This window comes from Pseudomonas sp. B21-040 (assembly GCF_024748695.1).
Taxonomy (GTDB): Bacteria; Pseudomonadota; Gammaproteobacteria; order Pseudomonadales; family Pseudomonadaceae; genus Aquipseudomonas.
This window is the reverse complement of the sequence record NZ_CP087176.1, coordinates 89602-112500: the sequence shown is the minus strand read 5'-3', so window position 1 is coordinate 112500 and position 22899 is coordinate 89602. Positions and strand designations below refer to the sequence as shown.

Annotated in this window: 28 protein-coding genes (1 of these 28 only partly in view); 17 read left to right on the top strand and 11 right to left on the bottom strand. The window is 58.1% G+C overall.

Annotated features, from left to right (window positions below; translation table 11 throughout):
- Positions 1-1197 carry the 5' portion of a CaiB/BaiF CoA-transferase family protein gene (locus tag LOY55_RS00555; protein ID WP_109786914.1) on the bottom strand. It extends 24 nt beyond the left edge of the window, so the window shows 1197 of its 1221 coding nt (coding positions 1-1197); the start codon lies at positions 1195-1197; the stop codon falls past the left edge of the window.
- Between the two features lie 13 nt (positions 1198-1210).
- On the bottom strand, positions 1211-2392 hold the full coding sequence (locus tag LOY55_RS00550; RefSeq protein ID WP_010465741.1) for an acyl-CoA dehydrogenase: 1182 nt from the start codon (positions 2390-2392) through the stop codon (positions 1211-1213).
- Positions 2393-2549: 157 nt separating this feature from the next.
- Here LOY55_RS00550 and LOY55_RS00545 point away from each other — a divergent pair, with 157 nt between their 5' ends.
- The 11 genes from LOY55_RS00545 (at position 2550) to LOY55_RS00495 (ending at position 12683) form a co-directional block, all read left to right on the top strand.
- Positions 2550-3449 carry a LysR family transcriptional regulator gene (locus tag LOY55_RS00545; protein WP_223523623.1) on the top strand — a complete coding sequence of 300 codons (900 nt, stop codon included), beginning with the start codon at positions 2550-2552 and terminating at the stop codon, positions 3447-3449.
- 435 nt (positions 3450-3884) lie between these two features.
- Positions 3885-5006, top strand: a complete 1122-nt coding sequence (locus tag LOY55_RS00540) for a Re/Si-specific NAD(P)(+) transhydrogenase subunit alpha (protein ID WP_223523625.1) — start codon at positions 3885-3887, stop codon at positions 5004-5006.
- Between the two features lie 15 nt (positions 5007-5021).
- Entirely contained in the window at positions 5022-5345 is a 324-nt protein-coding gene (locus LOY55_RS00535; protein WP_007947884.1) for an NAD(P) transhydrogenase subunit alpha, read from the top strand.
- Positions 5345-6778, top strand: a complete 1434-nt coding sequence (locus tag LOY55_RS00530; protein WP_046031101.1) for an NAD(P)(+) transhydrogenase (Re/Si-specific) subunit beta — start codon at positions 5345-5347, stop codon at positions 6776-6778. Before LOY55_RS00535 ends, LOY55_RS00530 begins: the two co-directional genes overlap by 1 nt.
- Positions 6779-6991: 213 nt before the next feature.
- Positions 6992-8485, top strand: a complete 1494-nt coding sequence (locus LOY55_RS00525) for an acetyl-CoA hydrolase/transferase family protein (protein ID WP_077430951.1) — start codon at positions 6992-6994, stop codon at positions 8483-8485.
- A gap of 319 nt (positions 8486-8804) precedes the next feature.
- Positions 8805-9020: a DUF1127 domain-containing protein gene (locus LOY55_RS00520; RefSeq protein ID WP_046031099.1), complete on the top strand. Its 216-nt coding sequence runs from the start codon at positions 8805-8807 to the stop codon at positions 9018-9020.
- 257 nt (positions 9021-9277) lie between these two features.
- On the top strand, positions 9278-9487 hold the full coding sequence (locus LOY55_RS00515; RefSeq protein WP_077430952.1) for a DUF1127 domain-containing protein: 210 nt from the start codon (positions 9278-9280) through the stop codon (positions 9485-9487).
- Between the two features lie 144 nt (positions 9488-9631).
- Entirely contained in the window at positions 9632-9952 is a 321-nt protein-coding gene (locus tag LOY55_RS00510; protein ID WP_046031098.1) for a DUF2388 domain-containing protein, read from the top strand.
- 107 nt (positions 9953-10059) lie between these two features.
- A complete protein-coding gene (locus tag LOY55_RS00505) occupies positions 10060-10377 on the top strand; it encodes a DUF2388 domain-containing protein (RefSeq protein WP_077430953.1) in 318 nt (105 codons plus the stop codon).
- Between the two features lie 27 nt (positions 10378-10404).
- Positions 10405-10725: a DUF2388 domain-containing protein gene (locus LOY55_RS00500; RefSeq protein WP_046031096.1), complete on the top strand. Its 321-nt coding sequence runs from the start codon at positions 10405-10407 to the stop codon at positions 10723-10725.
- Positions 10722-12683 carry a DUF4105 domain-containing protein gene (locus LOY55_RS00495; RefSeq protein WP_258667419.1) on the top strand — a complete coding sequence of 654 codons (1962 nt, stop codon included), beginning with the start codon at positions 10722-10724 and terminating at the stop codon, positions 12681-12683. Before LOY55_RS00500 ends, LOY55_RS00495 begins: the two co-directional genes overlap by 4 nt.
- A gap of 54 nt (positions 12684-12737) precedes the next feature.
- Here LOY55_RS00495 and LOY55_RS00490 read toward each other — a convergent pair whose 3' ends face one another.
- From LOY55_RS00490 to trpB, 3 genes are all read right to left on the bottom strand, one after another.
- The gene (locus LOY55_RS00490) at positions 12738-13193 is read right to left on the bottom strand and encodes an anti-virulence regulator CigR family protein (RefSeq protein WP_223523642.1); all 456 of its coding nucleotides are present in this window, start codon (positions 13191-13193) and stop codon (positions 12738-12740) included.
- Between the two features lie 121 nt (positions 13194-13314).
- The gene (gene trpA, locus LOY55_RS00485; RefSeq protein WP_223523643.1) at positions 13315-14127 is read right to left on the bottom strand and encodes a tryptophan synthase subunit alpha; all 813 of its coding nucleotides are present in this window, start codon (positions 14125-14127) and stop codon (positions 13315-13317) included.
- The gene (gene trpB, locus LOY55_RS00480) at positions 14127-15362 is read right to left on the bottom strand and encodes a tryptophan synthase subunit beta (protein WP_007902766.1); all 1236 of its coding nucleotides are present in this window, start codon (positions 15360-15362) and stop codon (positions 14127-14129) included. Before trpB ends, trpA begins: the two co-directional genes overlap by 1 nt.
- Before the next feature lie 126 nt (positions 15363-15488).
- Here trpB and LOY55_RS00475 point away from each other — a divergent pair, with 126 nt between their 5' ends.
- Positions 15489-16382, top strand: a complete 894-nt coding sequence (locus LOY55_RS00475; protein ID WP_223523645.1) for a LysR family transcriptional regulator — start codon at positions 15489-15491, stop codon at positions 16380-16382.
- Here the strand turns inward: LOY55_RS00475 and LOY55_RS00470 are convergent.
- Entirely contained in the window at positions 16379-16705 is a 327-nt protein-coding gene (locus LOY55_RS00470; RefSeq protein ID WP_109786908.1) for a YqjD family protein, read from the bottom strand. The two genes, LOY55_RS00475 and LOY55_RS00470, sit on opposite strands and share 4 nt — an antisense overlap.
- A gap of 155 nt (positions 16706-16860) precedes the next feature.
- Between LOY55_RS00470 and LOY55_RS00465 the strand changes: the two genes are divergently transcribed.
- Both LOY55_RS00465 and LOY55_RS00460 read left to right on the top strand, forming a co-directional pair.
- On the top strand, positions 16861-17076 hold the full coding sequence (locus LOY55_RS00465; protein WP_008027736.1) for a dodecin: 216 nt from the start codon (positions 16861-16863) through the stop codon (positions 17074-17076).
- Positions 17077-17197: 121 nt separating this feature from the next.
- Complete coding sequence (locus tag LOY55_RS00460; protein ID WP_109786907.1) at positions 17198-17419, top strand: DUF1161 domain-containing protein; 222 nt, start codon at positions 17198-17200, stop codon at positions 17417-17419.
- Positions 17420-17486: 67 nt separating this feature from the next.
- Here the strand turns inward: LOY55_RS00460 and LOY55_RS00455 are convergent, their stop codons facing one another.
- Positions 17487-18488: an LLM class flavin-dependent oxidoreductase gene (locus LOY55_RS00455; RefSeq protein WP_046031089.1), complete on the bottom strand. Its 1002-nt coding sequence runs from the start codon at positions 18486-18488 to the stop codon at positions 17487-17489.
- Between the two features lie 240 nt (positions 18489-18728).
- On the opposite strand from LOY55_RS00455, the gene LOY55_RS00450 reads away from it, so the two are divergent.
- Together LOY55_RS00450 and LOY55_RS00445 are read left to right on the top strand one after the other, a co-directional pair.
- The gene (locus LOY55_RS00450) at positions 18729-19160 is read left to right on the top strand and encodes an OsmC family protein (protein WP_046031088.1); all 432 of its coding nucleotides are present in this window, start codon (positions 18729-18731) and stop codon (positions 19158-19160) included.
- A gap of 158 nt (positions 19161-19318) precedes the next feature.
- The gene (locus tag LOY55_RS00445; protein ID WP_046031087.1) at positions 19319-19552 is read left to right on the top strand and encodes a DUF1161 domain-containing protein; all 234 of its coding nucleotides are present in this window, start codon (positions 19319-19321) and stop codon (positions 19550-19552) included.
- A gap of 6 nt (positions 19553-19558) precedes the next feature.
- On the opposite strand, the gene LOY55_RS00440 is transcribed toward LOY55_RS00445, so the two are convergent.
- Both LOY55_RS00440 and LOY55_RS00435 read right to left on the bottom strand, forming a co-directional pair.
- Positions 19559-19978 carry a lipoprotein gene (locus LOY55_RS00440; RefSeq protein ID WP_046031123.1) on the bottom strand — a complete coding sequence of 140 codons (420 nt, stop codon included), beginning with the start codon at positions 19976-19978 and terminating at the stop codon, positions 19559-19561.
- A 41-nt stretch (positions 19979-20019) separates the two neighbouring features.
- Complete coding sequence (locus tag LOY55_RS00435) at positions 20020-20442, bottom strand: hypothetical protein (RefSeq protein WP_046031086.1); 423 nt, start codon at positions 20440-20442, stop codon at positions 20020-20022.
- 60 nt (positions 20443-20502) lie between these two features.
- On the opposite strand from LOY55_RS00435, the gene LOY55_RS00430 reads away from it, so the two are divergent.
- Complete coding sequence (locus LOY55_RS00430; RefSeq protein WP_223523647.1) at positions 20503-21591, top strand: aminopeptidase; 1089 nt, start codon at positions 20503-20505, stop codon at positions 21589-21591.
- A gap of 44 nt (positions 21592-21635) precedes the next feature.
- On the opposite strand, the gene LOY55_RS00425 is transcribed toward LOY55_RS00430, so the two are convergent.
- On the bottom strand, positions 21636-22286 hold the full coding sequence (locus LOY55_RS00425) for an HAD family hydrolase (RefSeq protein ID WP_223523649.1): 651 nt from the start codon (positions 22284-22286) through the stop codon (positions 21636-21638).
- Positions 22287-22315: 29 nt separating this feature from the next.
- Complete coding sequence (locus LOY55_RS00420; protein WP_258667416.1) at positions 22316-22861, bottom strand: gamma carbonic anhydrase family protein; 546 nt, start codon at positions 22859-22861, stop codon at positions 22316-22318.
- Positions 22862-22899: the final 38 nt, after the last annotated feature.

The window sequence follows — 22899 nt, the reverse complement described above, 5'->3', positions numbered from 1 at the left end:
AGCAGCCACCGCACCAGCTCCCAGGCCCAGCACACGCTGCAGAACCTCTTGCGTATGCTCACCCAGCAATGGAGGGGCATTGCGGTACTCCACCGGAGTCTTGGATAGACGAATAGGGCTCGCCACCTGCGGCACCATCCCAGCCAACACATGGGGCAACTCAATCGCCAACCCACGTGCCTTGACCTGAGGATCAGCAAACATCTGAGCCAGATCATTGATCGGGCCACATGGCACGCCAGCTTCCTCCAGCTGCAGCACCCACTCAGCCGTGGTCTTGAACACCGTCGCCTGACGGATCAGCGGAATCAAGACCGCCCGATTTGCCACCCGCAGTTTATTGGTTACAAAGCGCGGATCATCCGCCCACTGCGGCTGACCCGCCACTTCGGCAAACTTGCGGAATTGACCATCGTTACCCACGGTCAGGATGAAGTCGCCATCAGCCGTAGGAAAGTCCTGATAAGGCACGATGTTCGGATGGGCGTTACCCAAGCGCTTAGGCGCATTGCCTGTCGTCAGGTAGTTCATCGCCTGGTTAGCCAGGCATGCAACCTGAACATCCAGCAATGCCATGTCGATATGCTGGCCGCCGCCATCGTGATCCCGATGCGCTAGCGCCGCCAGAATCGCCACTGTCGAATAGAGCCCGGTCAAGATGTCTGTCAGCGCTACACCAACCTTTACCGGCCCGGCCCCCTCATCCCCTTCCGGTCGCCCCGTCAGGCTCATCAGGCCACCCAAGCCCTGGATCATGAAGTCATAACCCGCACGCTTGGCGTAAGGGCCGGTCTGACCAAACCCAGTGATGGAGCAATAGATCAGGTTCGGGTTGATGGCTTTGAGCGACTCATAGTCCAGCCCGTAGGCGGCCAGCCCACCAACCTTGAAGTTCTCGATCAGAATGTCCGACTTGGCCGCCAGCTCACGCACCAACTTCTGACCTTCAGGGCGTGTGAAGTCGATGGTGACCGATTGCTTGTTGCGATTGGCCGACAAGTAGTAGGCGGCCTCGCTGGTGTTCTCGCCATAGGCGTCTTTAAGAAAAGGAGGCCCCCAGGCGCGCGTATCATCGCCATTGCCCGGGCGCTCGACCTTAATCACCTCGGCGCCAAGGTCCGCAAGGATCTGGCCAGCCCAAGGCCCGGCCAATACCCGCGACAAATCCAGTACCCGCAGATGCGAAAGCGCGCCCATGGCCGTTCTCCTATTAATAGAACGCCTGGATGCCGGTCTGCGCGCGCCCAAGGATCAGCGCGTGGACGTCATGCGTACCTTCATAGGTATTCACCACTTCCAGGTTGACCAGGTGACGAGCAACACCGAACTCGTCAGAGATGCCATTGCCACCCAGCATGTCACGCGCCATACGAGCGATGTCCAGGGACTTGCCGCATGAGTTGCGCTTCATCATCGACGTGATCTCGACCGCCGCAGTGCCTTCGTCTTTCATACGACCCAGGCGCAGGCAACCTTGCAGCGCCAGGGTGATTTCAGTCTGCATGTCGGCCAGCTTTTTCTGGATCAACTGAGTGGCGGCCAACGGACGACCGAACTGCTGACGGTCCAGGGTGTATTGGCGAGCGGTGTGCCAGCAGAACTCGGCGGCACCCAGCGCGCCCCAGGAAATGCCATAACGCGCGGAGTTGAGGCAGGTGAAAGGGCCTTTCAAGCCACGGACGTCAGGGAAAATGTTCTCTTCAGGGACAAATACGTTATCCATGACGATCTCGCCTGTAATGGATGCACGCAGGCCGACCTTACCGTGAATCGCCGGAGCGCTCAGGCCTTTCCAGCCCTTCTCCAATACGAAACCACGGATGTCGCCGGCGTCATCTTTACCCCAGACGACGAACACATCTGCGATAGGGCTGTTAGTGATCCACATCTTGCTGCCGGTCAGGCTGTAACCGCCTTCCACTTTGCGCGCACGAGTAATCATCGCACCCGGGTCAGAACCGTGGTTAGGCTCAGTCAGACCGAAGCAGCCAATCCACTCGCCGGAGGCCAGTTTCGGCAGGTACTTCTGCTTTTGGGCTTCGGTGCCAAATTCATTAATAGGCACCATGACCAACGAGGACTGCACGCTCATCATCGAGCGGTAGCCAGAGTCGACGCGCTCGACTTCACGAGCGATCAGACCGTAGCTGACATAGTTCAGGCCGCTGCCGCCGTACTGCTCAGGGATAGTTGCCCCCAACAGACCGACTTCGCCCATTTCGCGGAAAATTGCCGGGTCGGTTTTTTCATGACGGAAAGCTTCGAGGACGCGCGGCGCAAGCTTCTGCTGAGCGAATTGCTCGGCGGTGTCGCGAATCATGCGTTCTTCTTCAGTGAGCTGTTGATCCAGCAGCAGGGGATCGATCCAGTTGAAGCTAGCTTTACCGCCCATGAGTGTGTCCTCTCGAATCGGGTCAAATAACGTGGACTGATCCTAGGCCGGGTTCGGCATTACGGCAAACGAGGATTTCGCATACTGTTGTGCTAAATTCTCACTCCGAAACATCGCAAAAGAGCCTTTATGCGATGTATTAGTGAGGTTGACGTACATGCGCAGGAAAATCCCCAGCACCACCGCCCTGATCAGCTTTGAAGCGGCCGCACGGCATGAAAGCTTCACCAAAGCCGCCCAGGAGCTTTCGCTGACCCAAGGTGCGATTTGCCGACAGATCGCCAGCCTGGAGGAGTTCCTCAGCGTCGAACTGTTCCGACGCTCGCGGCGGGGGGTGAAACTGACTGAGGCTGGCCTTTCCTACAGTCGCCGCGTGGCCACACAGCTCGACGCAGTGGAACGGGACACGTTGTCGGTAATGGGGCAACAGGGCGCCAATGTGATCGAACTGGCGGTGGTTCCGACTTTCGGCACTCAATGGCTGCTGCCAAGACTCAAAGACTTTCAGCACAAGCACCCGGAGGTGACGGTCAACCTCACCAACCGCACCCGCCCGTTCCTGTTTGCCGACACTGATTTTGATGCGGCGATTTACTTCGGTGACGCCGATTGGTCCGGTACCGAGTCCCACAGGTTGATGGGGGAGAATCCGATGCCGGTGTGCAGTCCGAACCTACTGGGAAAAAAGACTCGGCTGACACCCATCGAGATCGCCGACCTCCCCCTGCTGCAACAGACCACCCGCCCTTATGCATGGCGCCAGTGGTTCAACTCCCAACAGCTGAATATCCCTCGGGACATGACAGGACCGCGCTACGAGCTATTCTCCATGCTTGCTCAAGCCGCGATGCATGACATGGGGATTGCGCTCATCCCGCCGTTCCTGATTCAGCGTGAACTGGCGGAGAAACGACTGGTGATTGCCAACCCCCAGGCACTGTCCAGCATCAAGGCGTATTACCTGATGATTCCCGAGCGAAAGGTGGAATCAGCCTCTTTGAAGGCATTTCGCGACTGGCTGCTCAATCAGGCTCACAGCTACAACCTAGAGGGATAAAGGCTTCAAGGCATTAACTGACCCCGTAGTCAGCAAATCAAAAGCCCTACAGATATAACTATATGTCGCATATTCACAGACTGTACCGAAAGGCAGCACCAACGTCCCAGAAGCGCCTGATGACGTGGCCTTGAGCCTCTATTTGCGGTCTATAACGCCTCATTCAGCGTAAAGATATGTAATTTCTGTAATTTCGACAAAAACCCCTGTAAGTCACGGCCTGCATGGGGTGCAGCCGGTTAGTTGCGACATTCGGTCACGGGGTGACTTGTAGTTAATTTTCCGTCACCCGTCATAACCCCTTGAAGGGCACAAAGTTCGCCTGCAAAATGCCGCGCCCCGCCTTGATTCGGCGGGATCGTGCTGATCGGCCGCCCCAGCCGCACCATCCGTAGTGCCTGGGTTTACTCAATAAGATCACGCAGGAGATTTGACGTGCACATTGGTGTTCCTCTCGAAACCCAGACGGGTGAAACGCGGGTTGCTGCAACCCCGGAAACCATCAAGAAGCTGATCGGCCAGGGTCATAAAGTCACTGTACAAAGCGGCGCCGGCGTTAACGCCAGTGTTGTCGACAGTGCCTATGAAGCGGCAGGCGCAACCATTGGCAGCGCCAATGATGCGTTTGGTTCAGAACTGATTCTCAAGGTGGTCGCCCCCAGCGACAGCGAGCTGACGCTGATTAAAAGCGGCACCGTTGTGGTGGGCATGCTCAATCCGTTCAGCAATGAAACCATTGCCAAGCTGGCCGAGCGCGGCATTACCGCCTTTGCTTTGGAGGCTGCGCCACGCACTTCCCGTGCACAGAGCCTGGATGTGCTGTCCTCCCAAGCGAACATCGCCGGCTATAAAGCGGTGTTGCTGGCTGCTCATCACTACCCGCGCTTCATGCCGATGCTGATGACAGCAGCAGGTACCGTGAAAGCAGCGCGCGTGCTGATTCTGGGCGCAGGCGTGGCCGGATTGCAGGCGATTGCCACCGCCAAGCGTCTGGGCGCGGTTATCGAAGCCTCGGACGTACGTCCGGCGGTGAAGGAACAAATCGAATCCCTGGGTGCGAAATTCGTCGACGTGCCGTACGAAACCGATGAAGAGCGCGAGTGCGCTGTCGGTGTCGGCGGTTACGCGCGTCCAATGCCCGCCAGCTGGATGCAACGTCAGGCCCTGGCCGTACACGAACGCGCCAAGCAGGCTGACATCGTTATCACCACGGCACTGATCCCGGGCCGCAAGGCACCGACTCTGTTGAGCGCCGAAACGGTGGCGCAGATGAAGCCGGGCTCGGTGGTCATCGACCTCGCGGCGGCCCAGGGCGGCAACTGCCCGCTGACCGTGGCGGATCAGGTCGTCGTTGCAAACGGCGTGACCATTTGCGGCCCGACCAATCTGGCCGGTGAAGTGGCGGCAGATGCGTCGGCGTTGTACGCCCGTAACCTGCTGGACTTCCTGAAGCTGGTCTTCAACAAAGAAGGCCAATTCGAAGTGAACCTAGAAGACGATATCGTCGCCGCGTGCCTGATGTGCCGCGACGGCCAAGTCATCCGCAAAAACGCCTAAGCAGGGATTCAGACGATGGAAGAGCTTATCTCCCCCGGTATCTACAACCTGATCATCTTCGTGCTGGCGATTTATGTCGGTTATCACGTGGTCTGGAACGTTACGCCTGCGCTGCACACACCGTTGATGGCGGTGACTAACGCCATCTCGGCAATCGTCATTGTCGGCGCCATGCTGGCAGCGGCCTTGACGGTGACGCCGCTGGGCAAAACCATGGGCACCCTCGCGGTGGCCCTGGCAGCGGTGAACGTGTTTGGTGGCTTCCTGGTCACCCGCAGAATGCTTGAGATGTTCAAGAAAAAAGCCCCGAAAGTCGTAAAAGAAGAGGCGCCTAAGTAATGAGCATGAACCTTGTCACGACGCTCTACTTGATCGCGTCGATCTGCTTCATCCAGGCCCTCAAAGGCCTGTCGCACCCAACCACGTCTCGGCGCGGCAATGTCTACGGCATGCTCGGCATGGCGTTGGCGATCCTCACCACCGTGGGCCTCATCTACAAGCTGGGCGCTGAACTGGCCACCGCCGGCATCGGTTACGTTATCGTTGGCCTGCTGGTCGGCGGCACCGCCGGCTCGATCATGGCCAAGCGCGTCGAGATGACCAAGATGCCGGAACTGGTCGCCTTCATGCATAGCATGATCGGTATGGCCGCCGTGTTCATCGCTATTGCTGCTGTCGTTGAGCCGCAGTCACTGGGCATCGTCAAGCAACTGGGCGATTCGATTCCGGCCGGTAACCGCCTGGAACTGTTCCTTGGCGCAGCCATCGGTGCAATCACCTTCTCCGGTTCGGTCATCGCTTTCGGCAAGCTCTCGGGCAAGTACAAGTTCCGCCTGTTCCAGGGCGCACCGGTACAGTTCAGCGGTCAGCACAAACTGAACCTGCTGCTGGGCCTGGCCACACTGGCTCTGGGCGTGACCTTCATGATGACCGGCAATCTCAATGCCTTTGCGCTGATGCTGGTCCTGGCCTTCGTGATGGGCGTGCTGATCATCATCCCGATTGGCGGCGCAGACATGCCGGTGGTTGTGTCGATGCTCAACAGCTATTCCGGTTGGGCGGCAGCCGGTATCGGCTTCTCGCTGAACAACTCGATGCTGATCATCGCCGGTTCGCTGGTGGGCTCAAGCGGTGCGATCCTCTCGTACATCATGTGCAAGGCGATGAACCGTTCCTTCTTTAATGTGCTGCTTGGCGGCTTCGGCAACACGGCCGACGCAGGACCGGCCGGAGCCCAGGAAGCCCGCCCGGTGAAATCCGGCTCGGCTGACGACGCGACGTTCCTGCTGACCAACGCCGATACCGTGATCATCGTTCCGGGCTACGGCCTGGCAGTGGCCCGTGCCCAGCACGCGCTCAAGGAGCTGACCGAGAAGCTGACTCATCGCGGCGTGACCGTGAAGTACGCGATCCACCCGGTTGCCGGTCGTATGCCTGGCCACATGAACGTGTTGCTGGCCGAGGCAGAAGTGCCTTACGACCAGGTGTTCGAGATGGAAGACATCAACTCCGAGTTCGGCCAGGCCGACGTGGTGCTGGTGTTGGGCGCCAACGACGTGGTCAACCCGGCCGCCAAGAACGATCCGAAATCGCCGATTGCCGGCATGCCGATTCTCGAAGCGTTCAAAGCCAAGACGATCATCGTCAACAAACGTTCGATGGCCAGCGGTTATGCCGGCCTGGATAACGAACTGTTCTACCTGGACAAAACCATGATGGTCTTCGGCGACGCCAAGAAAGTCATCGAAGATATGGTTAAAGCGGTCGAGTAACCCTCCGCTGCTACACTGAACGCCCCGACTTGTCGGGGCGTTTTTGTTTGCGCAAACGCTGGACAATTTGCCGCGTTGTTACCGATCCGGTAACAGTGTTTTACTTGAAACCCGCTGAATAGACGCCTCGTTTGCGACCTTGGTAGCGGGACAGGCGCCCGCGAAATTCACTAGACTGCGCATCCTGCTACCCGTTGCCCGAGATAACAATCCATGTACCGTGACCGTATTCGCCTGCCTTCGTTGTTGGATAAAGTGATGAGCGCTGCCGACGCTGCCGCTCTGATTGAGGACGGCATGACCGTCGGCATGAGTGGTTTCACCCGCGCCGGCGAAGCGAAAGCCGTACCTCACGCGCTGGCCGAACGCGCCAAGGTCACGCCGCTGAAAATCACCCTGATGACCGGTGCCAGCCTGGGTAACGACCTCGACAAACAGCTGACCGAAGCCGGTGTACTGTCGCGGCGCATGCCCTTCCAGGTGGACAGCACCCTGCGCAAAGCCATCAACGCAGGCGAAGTGATGTTCATCGACCAGCACCTCTCGGAAACCGTGGAGCAACTGCGCAACCAACAACTCAAATTGCCGGATATCGCGGTGATTGAAGCCGTTGCCATTACCGAACAGGGCCATATCGTACCGACCACATCGGTCGGCAACTCGGCCAGCTTCGCGATTTTCGCCAAACACGTGATCATCGAGATCAACCTGGCGCACAACCCGAACCTGGAAGGCCTGCACGACATCTATATCCCGACGTACCGCCCGACCCGCACGCCGATTCCACTGGTGAAGGTCGATGATCGCATTGGCAGCACCGCCATCCCGATCCCGCCGGAGAAGATCGTCGCGATCGTGATCACCAATCAATCCGACTCCCCCTCCACGGTGTTGCCACCGGACACCGAGACCCAGGCCATCGCCGACCACCTGATCAACTTCTTCAAGCAGGAAGTGGCTGCCGGACGGATGACCAACAAGCTTGGCCCATTGCAGGCCGGTATCGGCACCATCGCCAACTCAGTGATGTGCGGCCTGATCGACTCACCGTTCGAAGACCTGACCATGTATTCCGAGGTACTGCAGGATTCGACATTCGACCTGATCGATGCCGGCAAGCTGAGCTTTGCGTCGGGCAGCTCGATCACCTTGTCGAGTCGTCGCAATGCCGACGTGTTTGGCAACCTTGAGCGCTATAAGGACAAATTGGTGCTGCGCCCACAGGAAATCTCCAATCACCCGGAAGTGGTGCGTCGACTGGGCATTATCGGTATCAACACGGCGCTGGAGTTCGACCTCTATGGCAACGTCAACTCCACGCACGTGTGCGGCACACGGATGATGAACGGCATTGGCGGCTCAGGCGACTTTGCACGCAATGCGCATCTGTCCATCTTCGTCACCAAATCGATTGCCAAGGGCGGGGCAATCTCCAGCGTCGTGCCGATGGTCAGCCACGTTGACCACACGGAGCATGACGTCGACATCCTCGTCACCGAAATCGGTCTGGCTGACTTACGTGGTTTGGCACCACGGGAACGGGCGCGGGTCGTCATCGACAACTGTGTGCACCCGGACTATCGCCAGGCCCTGGACGACTACTTCACCGCAGCTTGCGCAATCGGCGGACACACGCCACATATCCTGCGTGATGCGCTGAGTTGGCACATCAACCTGGAAGAAACAGGGCGCATGCTCAAGGCGTAATTGGTACAGATAGCGGCTGACGCAAACACAGTTTCGTCAGCGCGCTATTGTTTCGTGGAAATCTGTTTAAAACTGTACTGCTGTACTGGTCATTTCCTACCGTAATTCCCTACCTTTTCAAACCATTCACACGAAAACGCACTAAATAAGTGCAGATAGATACAGTTGCCTCAATTTTGACCAGTACACCGCCTATAAACAGTTAACTGAGCCCTCACAATACAGATGAACTGTATCTACAGTGACTAGGCAAACGAGAGGATCATGGGCACCAGTTAAACCACTACCTAATCCCGCCACAAGCGGAAGGATGTCAATCATGGAACGTACACTCAGTTCCGGCCTGTTCTTCGAAGACACTGCTGCAAAAACCCAAGCCTCGATGCCTCTGCGCGTTATCGCCAACCTGATGCTGTGGCAGCGCCGCATCTCCAGCCGCCATCAACTGGCTCGCCTGGATTCGCGTCTGCTGGCTGACGCCGGGATTAGCGAAGCACAACGCTACGAAGAGCTGAGCAAGCCGTTCTGGCGCTAAGCTAGCGTCGCTGGCCCTGACCCCTCGGGTCCACTGCCAGCACTCCAGATTGAAAAAACAAAGCCCGTCGTGGGAAACCACGACGGGCTTTGTCGTTTTCGCGCCATCGAACTCGGAAAAACAACAGCGTTATGCAAGAGCGGTACAGTTTGTTAAAACCGATAACTGTACAAGTACAATTTCTACGCGGTGTATCTGTTTAGCAAAAACGGGGAGGGCCACCATGGAGGCTCATTCCAAAGCACACGGATCGCGCCATGAATCACTTACAAGATATTTCCGCTCCTGCGCCGCAAGCGAAACCTTGTTTCACCTGGCTACAACGTACGTGGGCAGCACTCTCCCGCGGCCTGGAACGGGCCAGAACCCGGCGCCTATTGGGTCAGCTAAACGATCAACAGCTTTCAGACCTGGGCATCAGCCACGCCGATCGCGTCAATGAACTGGATAAACCGTTCTGGCGCTAGCGACCGGCCCTGAACAGACGGGCTGTGCGAACTGTTAAAAGCAGGCCTAATATCAACCGGAACGTGGCGCACGCTGTACAACAGGCGTCTGATCCAGCAGATACCTTGCCACCTCTCAATTGGTTTTCCTGAAGGAGATACACCATGTCCCGTCTTCGCTTGCTCAGCGTCGCAGCCCTGCTTGCAGTGGCTGCCAATGCCAACGCCACCAGCTTTGTCGTGACCACTGACGCTGTCGTCAAAGCGTTAAAGGCCACGTCCGATGCAACCACCGACGTCGTTTCCTCTTCTTTTAAGGACAACAAGATTGTGCGTGAAGCGCGCGATGATGCCGCCAGCTTCGTCGCCAGCGAAGGTGCCATCCGCGGCGTAAAACTCGAAAGTGCGCTCGATTACATTCGCCACCAGGCGCCACAGCTGAACGCAACGGATGCACAGCTGGCTCAAGCCATCCTGACCATCTAAGCGAAAGCCCTGACGTGGGACACGCCCAACGTGTCCCCATGTTTCGGCGCTGGCTCTAGACCGGACGTTGCGCTAGCCTTGGGGCTCGCTTTCAGCTATCGAGTCTCATGCGTTTTCATTCAAGGTTGTTGCTCACGCCCCTATTGCTTGTGGCCTGCTGGTCGGGCTCGGCACATGCTTTCGATGCCTTCAATCTTTCCACACAAGGTACTGTCGCCAGTGGTTATGGCAGCAGTCTGGTGACCTCCGCGCCCTTCGACCGTAAACTGCTGCTCGCCGCTCACGATGATGCAGCGGCATTCATCGCCAGCGACACCCAATTGCGAGGAGCACAGCTGGAGTCCGCCCTGATTTATCTGCGCCAGACCCAGCCCAAACTTCATGCAAGCGACCTTGAACTGGCACTGGCAATTCTCGTCCAATAGTTATCCTTGTTTCCCCGGAGTCGTTCCATGCGTAGCCCGCTGATTGCTGCCACCCTTGGTCTGTTGTTGCTGGCCGATGTGGCACAGGCCCATACCCTGGTTGCCACCAGTAACATGCTCATTCGTGCCACCCAGCGCACGCTTGATTTCACCTCTGATACCACCACCTCCATCCGTGACTCGAAGATCATTCGTGAAGCCCACGACGACGCAGCCACGTTTGTTGCCAGCGACGGCGATATCCGTGGCGCGCACCTCGAAGCGGCTTTCAACACCCTGCGCGATCGCGTGCCTGAGGCCCGGGATGCCAGTGACCAGGTACTCGCCGAAGCCATCCTCGCCCTGTGAAGTCGCCAGCCGCCTGGCTGCTGGCCGGGGTCATGTTGCTGTTCGGCAACGCGGCTCACGCCAGTCTGCAATTACAACTCAAGACTGAAGGTCTCAGCCCGGCACAACAGCAGGCCAGCCAGGCACTGTTAGATGAAGCCATGCAGGCGCTTCCGCCTCGTTTCATCGAGCAACTGGATCGGCGCATTGATGTCGGCTGGACCGACAACATGCCAAGCAATGCCTACGGCCAGGCATCGCTGGTGTCCGAACTCGACCTGAACCGCAACCTGCTCGCCAGCCTTACCGATGGCAGCGCCGCGACCAGGAAAACCTATCGCCCTCACGGCACCGTACGCAGGGAAATGCTCGCCACGGTGGTGCACGAGCTCACCCACATTTACGACCGCTCGCGCCTGTGGCCAAACGCGGAGCGTAAATTGATTCAACGCTGCACCCGGCGCAACAACAGTGCCGGACTGGTTGGTATTCCTGATGAGTGCCGTGGCCAGAATGATCGTCGCTTCACCCTCAGCGACGATCCACGCCTGCTCGACCTGGCCGGCTGGCAACAATACGTCGGCCGTCGCGGTGAACGTGAACAACACAACAAGCAGATCGCCCGCAGTCCGGACATCTACGAAACGGACAGTCCCAAAGAGTTCGTCGCGGTCAACATGGAGTATTTCCTACTCGACCCGAGCTACGCCTGTCGTCGTCCGATGCTGTATCGCTACTACCAGGAACACTTCGGCTGGGCGCCGGCAGCCAAAAAAACCTGCGCCAAAACCTTCGCCTTCCTCAACGCTGGCAATGACTTCGCCAAGCAACCCCTTGGGCAGGTGGATCCGGAACGGGTCTATGCCGTCGACTATCTGCTGGCCGAAGCCAATCAGAACTGGGTCAGCCGCTGGGGCCACAGCATGTTGCGACTGGTGATCTGTGCGCCAGGACGACCACGGGGGCCCGACTGCCGTCTCGACCTGGACCAGCATCTGGTCTTGTCTTATCGCGCCTTCGTCGGTGACGTACAGCTCTCGAGCTGGGACGGATTGGTCGGTAAATACCCGTCGCGCCTGTTTGTCCTGCCACTGGCCCAAGTGATCGACGAATACACCAAGACCGAACTGCGCAGCCTCGCCTCGGTGCCGCTCAATCTGTCGCGCAGCGAGATCGAAGGCGTCGTGGAGCGCGCCGCCGAGATGCACTGGAGTTACGACGGCAGCTACTTTTTCCTGTCCAACAACTGCGCGGTGGAGGAGCTGAAGTTGCTGCGCAGCGGCACCAATAATGCACAACTGGTCGGACTGGATAACATCATGCCGAACGGCTTGCTCAAAGTGCTCAAGGGGCGCGGGCTGGCGGATACCAGCGTGCTGGATGACCCACGTGAAGCGCTCCGACTGGGTTATCGCTTCGACTCCTTCCGCGATCGTTATCAAGCCATGTTCGACGTGTTGAAGAAGCGCTTGCCGATCAAGCAGGAAAAAGTCGAAGACTGGCTGGCATTGAAAGCGGTAGAGCGCCGGCAATGGTTCGAACAGGCTGACCTGCGCGCCAGCGCGGCGTTGTTGTTGTTGGAACAGGCAGCCTTGCGCCAGCAATTGCTGCTGGCTCAGGACGAAGTAAAGCAGCGTTACCTGGGTGCTCGGAATCTGGAAAACGGCGGTATGGACAAGGCCAATGCGACCTTGAAGGATATTCTGGCCAACAGCGGCTACCTCAGCCGTCCGGCGGAACTGCTCGGCAGCAGCGGTTATGGATTGCCCCAACCGAGTGAATGGCAACGCCTGGAATCAGAAAGCAGCCTGCGCCAAAAGCAACTTCTGGTGCTGACAGGCGACCTGGACAAGGAAGTGAGAGCGCTGCTCGAACCGAGTCGTGCAGCCGAAATGGCCGCCAATGAAGCCAACCTGAAGCAAGTTGGCGAACATCTGAGAAAGCTGCACAAGGCAGCTGGCGGGTTGGAGCTGCCCTAGTAAAAAGGGCTTCGTGGATGATCCACGAAGCCCTTTTTTTGCTTGCACGTTAAATCAAAGAACCCCTTCCAGAATTTCGTAAACAACCCCGCTGCCTACGGCGATCAGCACAATGTCGCCGCCTGCACGACGCCATTCATACCCCGGGTAATACGGCAGGCGACCCAGCGCGCGATTGTCCAGACGCTCACCATAATAGCCGTGGGGCAACGGCCGGCCGCGTTCCAGATGAATACCCGGAGGTGGTGGCGCACCGCGCACAAAATACCCATGATTGTCGTGAATCGTCTGGCGCACCGGGCCGAAGTCCCGGGGCGGAGGGCCCCCGCGATGGTTGTCCTGATGACTACGGTGATCATCGCCATGATTGTCGCCATGGTTATCGTATTGACCCTGCTGAGGGCCGCCATGGTCGTGATCGTCGCGCTGATCAGCGCTCGCGTGCAGCAATGGGGTGGCACTCAGCATCAGCACGCCCAGGCTGGCAATCAGACGTTTCGGCATTTTCATCGGGGCTTTCCTCACTGCACATACAGCAAAAAGGGCCTCAGAACGTAGTCCTGAAGCCCTCGGTCTTGCTGGTTAGTCTGTGCCGCGAGGCTCTAATTCCTCTGTATCAGGAACTTTACCTTCAGCTGACCCGCGCTTGACGCACGCCTTCCGACAGCGCTGCGCAAAGGCTGAGCACACCATCAATCGCCTGATCCGGCGTCGACGCATTGGCGATGTGATCGATCAATGCCGACCCCACGACAACACCATCTGCCAGGCGAGCAATGGAAGCCGCTTGCTCCGGAGTACGAATGCCAAAACCAATGCTGATCGGCAAATCTGTGTGGCGACGCAGACGCGCAACCGCCTCTTCAACGTGTTCCAGCGTCGCCGCCCCTGCACCGGTCACACCCGCAACCGACACGTAGTAAACGAAACCGGAGCTGCCGTTCAGAACCGTCGGCAGACGCACGTCATCAGTGGTTGGCGTGGTCAGACGAATGAAATCCAGACCCGCTGCCTGAGCCGGGTCGCACAACTCGCCGTTATGCTCGGGCGGCAAGTCGACCACGATCAGGCCATCAACACCGGCCTCTTTGGCTTCAGCGATGAAACGTGGCACGCCGTACATGTGGATAGGGTTGAAATAACCCATCAGCACCAGCGGAGTCTCGGTGTTGCCTTCACGGAACTCGCGAACCATTTGCAGGGTTTTCGCCAGGTTCTGCTTGGCGCCCAAGGCACGAATGTTGGCCAACTGGATCGCCGGGCCATCAGCCATCGGATCCGTGAAGGGCATGCCCAGCTCGATCACGTCGGCGCCAGCCGCGGGCAAGCCTTTGAGGATTGCCAGGGAAGTGTCATAGCTCGGGTCGCCAGCGGTGACGAAGGTCACGAGGGCGGCGCGGTTCTGTTCCTTGAGTTTGGCAAAGCGCGTTTGCAGGCGGCTCATCAGTGTTTCTCCTGCTTGGATTGCTCTTGTTGGGAGTGTTCCATGTGGTGCATCACGGTTTGCATGTCTTTGTCGCCACGACCGGACAGGTTGACCACCATCAGGTGATCTTTCGGCAAGGTCGGTGCGCGTTTGAACACTTCGGCCAGGGCGTGGGCGCTTTCCAGTGCAGGAATAATCCCCTCCAGGCGGCAGCATTTGTGGAACGCATCGAGGGCTTCATCGTCGGTCACCGAGGTGTACTGAACGCGACCGATATCATGCAACCACGCGTGTTCCGGGCCGATACCTGGATAATCGAGGCCCGCGGAAATCGAGTGAGCATCGATGATCTGGCCATCGTCGTCCTGCAACAGGAAAGTACGGTTGCCGTGGAGCACGCCCGGTACGCCGCCGTTCAGGCTGGCTGCATGTTTACCGGTTTCGATACCGTAACCGGCAGCTTCCACGCCGATGATCTCGACACTCTTGTCGTCCAGGAACGGGTGAAACAGGCCCATGGCGTTGGAACCGCCACCGATGCACGCCACCAGGCTGTCCGGCAGGCGACCTTCTTGCGCTTGCAGCTGTTCACGGGTTTCCTTGCCGATAACGGCCTGGAAGTCGCGAACCATGGCCGGATACGGGTGTGGTCCGGCCACGGTGCCGATCAGGTAGAAGGTGCTGTCGACGTTGGTTACCCAGTCACGCAGCGCTTCGTTCATCGCATCTTTCAGGGTGCCGGTGCCGGCGACGACCGGAATCACTTCGGCGCCCAGCAACTTCATGCGAAACACGTTGGCTTGCTGACGTTCGATGTCGGTGGTGCCCATGTAGATCACGCAGTCGAGACCGAAACGAGCGGCTACGGTAGCGGTCGCCACGCCGTGCATGCCTGCACCGGTTTCGGCGATGATGCGTTTCTTGCCCATGCGCCGCGCCAGCAGGATCTGGCCAATGCAGTTGTTGATCTTGTGCGCGCCGGTGTGGTTCAGCTCTTCACGCTTCAGGTAAATCTTCGCACCACCGCAGAACTCGGTCAGGCGTTCGGCGAAATACAGTGGGCTCGGGCGTCCGACATAGTCGCGCTGGAAGTAGGCCAATTCTTCTTTGAACGCCGGATCTTCCTTGGCCGCTTCGTATTCGCGGGCCAGGTCGAGGATCAACGGCATCAGGGTTTCGGCAACGTAACGGCCGCCGAACGCGCCAAACAGGCCGTTGGCATCGGGGCCATTGCGCAGATTAGTCTGGGTCATGGGTCGCTCCGGTTGAATGGGTGGGATGATGCTTTTGAAAAGAGAGTGGGCTTAACTCTACCCCTGACGCCCCACTCTGAAAACCGATAAGATCGCCGCAACCTGTCAGGAAAACTCACATATCCCATGAGCCATGACCTCCCCCCGCTGAACGCCCTTCGTGCCTTCGAAGCCACTGCCCGCCTGAACAGCGTCAGTCAGGCCGCCGAACAGTTGCACGTCACCCATGGTGCGGTCAGCCGGCAGTTGAAGGTACTGGAAGAGCACCTCGGGGTGAGCCTGTTCGTCAAGGATGGTCGCGGCCTTAAACTCACAGATTCCGGCATTCGATTGCGCGACGCCAGCGGCGAAGCGTTCGAACGGTTACGCACGGTATGTGCAGAGCTGACGCAGAGCACCGCCGATGCGCCCTTCGTACTCGGCTGCTCGGGAAGCCTGCTGGCGCGCTGGTTCATTCCACGCCTGGGACGGCTGAATACGGACTTGCCTGACCTACGCCTACACCTGTCCGCTGGCGAAGGCGATCTTGACCCGCGCCGGCCAGGTCTCGATGCGTTGCTGGTATTTGCCGAACCGCCGTGGCCGGCGGACATGCAGGTCTATGAACTGACCAGCGAACGGATCGGCCCCGTCATGAGCCCGCGATTCGCCGGCTACGAGAAGTTGCAAGGCGCACCGGCGGCTGCGCTGCGGAACGAGCCTTTGCTCCACACCACATCGAGGCCCCAGGCGTGGCCGAGCTGGGCGCAGCACAACGGCCTCGATCCCAAGGGTTTGAAGTATGGTCAAGGTTTTGAGCATTTGTACTATTTGCTGGAAGCCGCAGTGGCCGGCCTGGGAGTGGCCATTGCACCAGAGCCGCTAGTGGCCGAGGACGTGAAGGCCGGTCGCCTGGTTGCGCCATGGGGTTTCAGTGAAACCCCGGCGCAACTGGCGTTGTGGCTACCCAAGCGCGCCGCGGATGGGCGGGCTCGGCAGTTGGCGCAGTGGCTGAAGAATGAACTGCGCCAGGCAGATTAATCCCCGCGCTTGCACAGCAGATAGGCCGCGAGAAGACCCAACGCCCCCACGGCAACACCGGCCGTCGTCCAAGGGTGTTCCTGGGCGTAGTCCCGAGTGGCGACCCCGGTTTCACGGGTTTTGACTTTGACTTCTTCGTACGCATCGCTGAGCAAATGACGCGAATGTTTCAGCGCATTTTCGGCGTTGACCTTCAAGGTTTTAAGGGTTCTACGCGACTCGTCCGACGCATCGTCTTTCAAGCTTTCCAACGATTTGAGCAAACTCTCGATTTCGGCTTCCATGCTTTGCAATGAGGCTTTACGTAAAGAGGTGTTGGCCATGGTGGCTCTCCTGCGTTGATTGAGTTGCGTGTGTTGATTGGGACTTCAGGGGTTGGAGAAAGTGCAGTATTTCGGAACTTCCCCTTCCGATTGACCGACACAAGTCATACGAAAAATCACTGCTAGGCTGTATCTCACACCCTGAGGAGAACGCCATGACTGACCATCACACCTACAAAAAAGTCGAACTGGTCGGCTCGTCCACCAGCAGCATTGAAGACGCCATCAACAACGCGCTGGCCGAGGCCAGCAAAAGCCTCAAGTACATGGAATGGTTCGAAGTGACTGAGACCCGCGGGCACATCAAGGACGGCAAGGCGGCCCACTTTCAGGTGACGCTCAAAGTCGGGTTCCGGATTGCCAGCAGCTGAGTTTGAGCTAGTCTTCTGAACTTGCGCGCTGGCCGATTGCCATAGGGAATGGCAAAGCGCTATATGTGTGTATCCAGCCGATGACTGGATCCTCTTTTGATCCGACCAGGGAATGCAACCGATGAAGAAGTTTATGTTGGCAGTTGGTTTGTTGTGCCTTGCGGGGACAGCGTTTGCTGGCGGCAAGCCATGCGAAGAGCTGAAAGCCGAAATCGCCGCGAAGCTGGATGCCAAGGGCGTTTCTGGTTACTCGCTGGAAATTGTCGATAAAGGTGCCGCCGCCGGCGGGAAAGTTGTCGGCAAATGCGAAGCGGGCGCCAAGGTCATCGTCTACAAGAAGTAGCTTGATCGCGCTTTAAAGGAAAAAGCCGACGCAATGCGTCGGCTTTTTCATGGGCGCGTTTTGAGCGTCAACCCTTCATGACCTGCGCCAGCAGTTCATAGGAGTGAACACGATCGGAATGTTCGTACAGGTCGCAGGTAAAAATCAGTTCGTCGGCTTGCGTCTGCTCAACCAGCACGTCCAGTTTGGCGCGGATTTTCTGCGGGCTGCCCACCATCGCCAACCCTAGGAAATCGCTGACCGCTTCGCGCTCATGCGGCAGCCACAACCCGTCCATGGTTTTCACCGGCGGACGCTGGACCAGGCTTTGGCCACGCATCAGGGCGAGAATTCGCTGATAGACCGACGTCGCCAAGTAATCGGCCTGCTCGTCCGTGTCAGCCGCCACCAGCGGCACACCGAGCATTACGTAGGGCTTATCCAATACCGCTGAAGGCTTGAAGTGATTGCGGTAGACGCGAATCGCCTCGTGCATGAAGCGCGGTGCGAAATGCGAGGCGAAGGCGTAGGGCAAACCGCGCTCGCCGGCCAGTTGCGCACTGAACAGGCTGGAACCCAGCAACCAGACCGGGACGTTGGTCCCGGTGCCGGGCATGGCGATGATCCGCTGGTCCGGGGTGCGTGGACCGAGGTAGCGCATCAGTTCGGCCACGTCATCAGGGAAGTCGTCGGCGCTGCCGGAACGTTCGCGGCGCAACGCGCGGGCCGTCATTTGATCGGAGCCGGGTGCGCGGCCCAGGCCCAGGTCGATCCGCCCCGGGTACAGACTTTCGAGAGTACCGAACTGCTCAGCGATCACCAGCGGCGCGTGGTTAGGAAGCATCACGCCACCCGAGCCGACACGAATGGTCGAGGTCCCCCCCGCCAGATAGCCGAGCAGCACGGAAGTTGCCGAACTGGCGATGCCATCCATGTTGTGGTGTTCGGCGACCCAAAAGCGGTTGTAGCCGAATTTTTCGACATGCTGCGCCAGGTCCAGGGAGTTGCGCAGCGACTGGGCTGCGTTGCCGTTCTCGCGCACAGGCACCAGATCAAGGGTCGAGAATTTGATGTCGGACAGTCGTTTCATAAACCTGCTTCTCCAGTTAGGGCGCAGGTTTTTCTTACAAACGAAAACCTGCCGAATCCATAAGCGTGTTTCATGCAATGAGGGCATATACCCGAGTTTCAATAGCCAAGGCAAAAAACCTACGAAAATAGTAGGACAAACAAGATCGGGTGAACTTTGCACTGCCGGCTATCCTCAGAACCCTTGGCAACCGAAAACCACAAAGGCGCGACGCTCGTGCCGGATCTTGAGGAGGCAGGTATGGCTATTACGAAGAAAGCATCGGCTCATTGGGAAGGTGACCTGAAAACGGGCATCGGCTCGATCTCCACTGAAACCGGCGTGCTCAGGGAAGCGCCTTACGGCTTCAAGGCACGTTTCGAGGGCGGCAAGGGTACGAATCCGGAAGAGCTGATTGGCGCAGCCCACGCGGGGTGCTTCTCCATGGCGTTTTCGATGATTCTTGGCGATGCCGGCCTCAAGGCTGACAGCATCGATACCCAAGCCGAAGTCACTCTGGATCAAGTGGACGGTGGTTTTTCAATCACCGCCGTGAAACTGATCCTCCAGGCGAAAATCCCGGGGGCGACGCAGGCGCAATTCGAGGATCTGAGCAATAAAGCCAAAGAAGGCTGCCCGGTTTCAAAAGTGTTGAATGCGAAAATCACGCTGGAGGCGACGTTGCTCAGCTGATGGCGGCTGTTCGCGCAAACCGATAAAAGATCGCAGCCCTCAACAGGCTGCGTTCTTTTTTTGCGCCCGGACAAAACCTGACCAGCGAAATTGTGGTCGAATAAATGACAGCAGTGAATACGCATAACCCTGCGCGCTGCCTCAAAGGAGCTTCAACCATGAAACGTTTTACCTTGGCGGTTATCTGTTGCGCATTGGCCACATCGGCCCTTGCGGCACCGAAACCCTGTGAAGAACTCAAGGCCGAGATCGAAACCAAGATCCAGGCACAAGGGGTTTCGTCCTACACCCTGGAAATCGTCACCAATGACGAGGTGCACGATCAGAACATGGTCGTGGGCTCATGCGAAAACGGCACCAAAAAAATCATCTATCAGAAAAACGACCGCTGATTCGCCTCACAGGCAATAGGACTCCCGGTCTTCTGCGACGATTTCGCGCTTGGCGTTGTACAACCGGGCGCCCGGAACAAGCGTGATCGACTGGCCTACCAGCACGTAACGCTGACCTGCTTCGAAATGATCATATTGGATGGTCAGGTAGCACAGCCGTTCCGTTGGACCGTCCATGACGCCCAAGCCACCCCCACCCGGTATTTCAAAATCGAATCGGACGAGCAGCTCGTGGCTGCCAGGCGTAACCTGGAAAAAGCGTCCGTCATTCAATCGCCGCTTGTCCAATCGCTCGGCCATCAGCAACTTATCGTTGGGGAATGGCACAGAGAAGTCGACCCAAGCCATCTGCGGATCAACCGGCGGCAACGGACTCTGACAGCCAGCAACAACGCTGGCAGCGAGCAACAGCATTAACCTGCGCATGATGAATGTCCCAATGATTTGGTCATTCAGCATACCGCCGATCAGGTGTGTTGGCAGCCTGCCGGTGTGCCGTGGCCAATGACTTTTCGCTGTTGGTTATAGAGTTTCGCCCACGGCCTGAAGCCAATATTCCCCGCTTGCAGCTGATAACGCTCCCCGGCGTTGAAGTCGCTGAATTTCACGTTTAGCTGACAGTCACGCCATAACGGCTCGGCATCCGGGCCGATATTGGTCGGCGCGACCGGGAACCGGTAACGCACCGTCAACTCGTGGCTGCCGGGTTGCACCTGAAAATAGCGTTTGTCGGTCGTGGCTTTATCATCGACTTCCAACGCTTGCAGCGCCGAGTCTTTTCGTTGCGAGTCCAGGTCGATCCACGCCTGCGCCGGATCAGGGTGAGGCAATCCAAATACAGCACAGCCCGTCAGCATCAACAGGCCCCCCGTCAGCATCATCTTGTGCATAGCGCAGCTCCAGTCAGGCGGGATAGTCTTGCGGGCAGACTTTCCAAGGATGTTTTTATTTTGATCAGGCCGTTTCCAAGCCTTGGGTTACTTGATCGCGTTTTGCGCGTTTTGTTTCCGGGTATGTTGCTTTTGCTGCTCAACGGTTGCACCAGCGTCAGCTATTACAGTCAATTGGCAACGGGTCAGCTGCAACTGCTGCGGGCTCGTGAACCGGTGGCCGAGGTGATTGCCGATCCATCGCGCGATCAGACACTGCGTGCGCATCTGGCCCAGTCACAAAAAGCCCGGACATTCGCCAGCGAGCATTTGCACCTGCCGGACAATCAAAGCTATCGCCTGTATGCCGACATTGGCCGGCCGTTCGTTGTCTGGAATGTCTTCGTCACGCCGGAGTTTTCCCTGAAGCCACAGAACCATTGTTTCCCGATTGCCGGCTGCGTCGCTTATCGCGGTTACTACAGCCAGAGCGCGGCACGCGGCGAGGCGGCCTTGCAGCGCCTGCAAGGTATGGACGTTTCGATTGGGGGTGTCGAGGCGTACTCGACACTTGGCTGGTTCAACGACCCGATTATCAGCTCAATGATGGGCTGGGGTGACGAACGGCTGGCGACGCTGATTTTCCACGAACTGGCGCATCAACGTATTTATGTGAAGGACGACACGGAGTTCAACGAATCTTTCGCAACCTTCGTCGAACAGGAAGGCACTCGCCAATGGCGTGCAACCCGCGGTCTGGCGCCAGACACCGGAGCACAGGCACTACGACGGGATCAATTCACTCAGCTGGTGCTGGACACGCGCACGCGCCTTGAAAAGCTGTACGCCCAGCCCTTGCCAGCGGATCAAATGCGCCAGCGCAAGGCCGATGAGTTCGAACGACTGCGCAGCGAATACCGGCAGTTACGTGACAGCCAATGGGCGGGGGACAGGCGCTATGACGCCTGGGTCAACGCGCCGATGAACAATGCCCGGCTGTTGCCGTTTGGGTTGTATGACCAATGGGTGCCTGCGTTTGCTGTGCTGTTCAAGCAAGAAGGTGGGGACTGGGTGAGGTTTTATGCGGCCGTCGAGAAGCTGGGGGCGTTGCCGGTTGGGGAACGTAAGGTGACGTTGAAAGCCTTGGCAGATAAGATCTCCGTCGACTGAACTGCCGCCATCGCGGGCAAGCCTTGCCCGCGATGCCCTTCTGACTAGCGCTGTAAAAACGCCTGATGCATCTCATCCAGCGTTTCAAAGTGATAGGTCGGTGCTTCTGCACTCAACTCTTCGTGGCTACCAAACCCGTAACCCACAGCCGCTGCATCCAGCCCATTGCTGCACGCGCCGATCAGGTCGTGCTTGCGATCGCCGATCATCAAGGTATTCGTCGGATCCAGACCTTCTTCAGCCATTAAATGCGCAATCAGCTCGACTTTATTCGTACGCGTGCCGTCCAGCTCGCTGCCGTAAATCACTTTGAAGTGTTTGGCGAAATCAAAGTGCCGGGCGATTTCCCGGGCGAACACCCAAGGCTTGGATGTCGCGATGTACAACTGCCGGCCCTGCCCTACCAACGTTTCCAACAGTGGGGTTACACCGTCGAATACGCGGTTTTCGTACAGGCCGGTCACCTTGAAGCGTTCACGATAGTAATTCACCGCGTCCCAGGCCTTGGGCTCGTCGAAGTCGTAAAACTGCATGAACGCCTGTAACAACGGTGGGCCGATGAAGTGTTCCAGCTTGGTCAGGTCAGGTTCGTCGATCCCCAGTTTGCTCAGGGCAAACTGGATCGAACGCGTGATGCCCTCGCGCGGGTCGGTCAGGGTGCCATCGAGGTCGAATAAAACGGTTTGGTAATGCATGAATAATCCTGGGCAATAATGGAAGAGAGTCAGAGCTGGTCGTAACCTTCAGCCAGATGCAGATCCTTGAGCTTCACGTAATTCGCCGCACTGTAAGTGAAAAAAGCCTTCTCCTTGTCGGTCAGCGGTCGGATCTGTTTCACCGGGCTGCCCACATACAGGAAGCCGCTTTCCAGGCGTTTGCCCGGCGGCACCAGGCTGCCAGCGCCAATGATCACGTCATCCTCGACCACCGCACCGTCCATGACGATGCTGCCCATGCCGATCAAAACCCGGCTGCCCACGCTGCACCCGTGAAGCATGACTTTATGCGCTATGGTCACATCGTCGCCGATCAGCAGCGGAAAGCCATCGGGGTTGAACGGGCCGGCGTGGGTGATGTGCAACACGCAGCCGTCCTGAACACTGGTGCGCGCGCCGATACGGATGCGGTGCATGTCGCCACGGATCACGGTCAGCGGCCAGACAGAGCTGTCTTCGCCGATTACGACGTCGCCGATCACCACCGCCGTGCCATCGACAAAAGCGCCTTTACCCAGCAGCGGCGTGTGGTTCTGATACTTGCGAAGGTTCACGATAGGGTTTCTCTCTGTTGCCGATAGCTGCGGTGAGC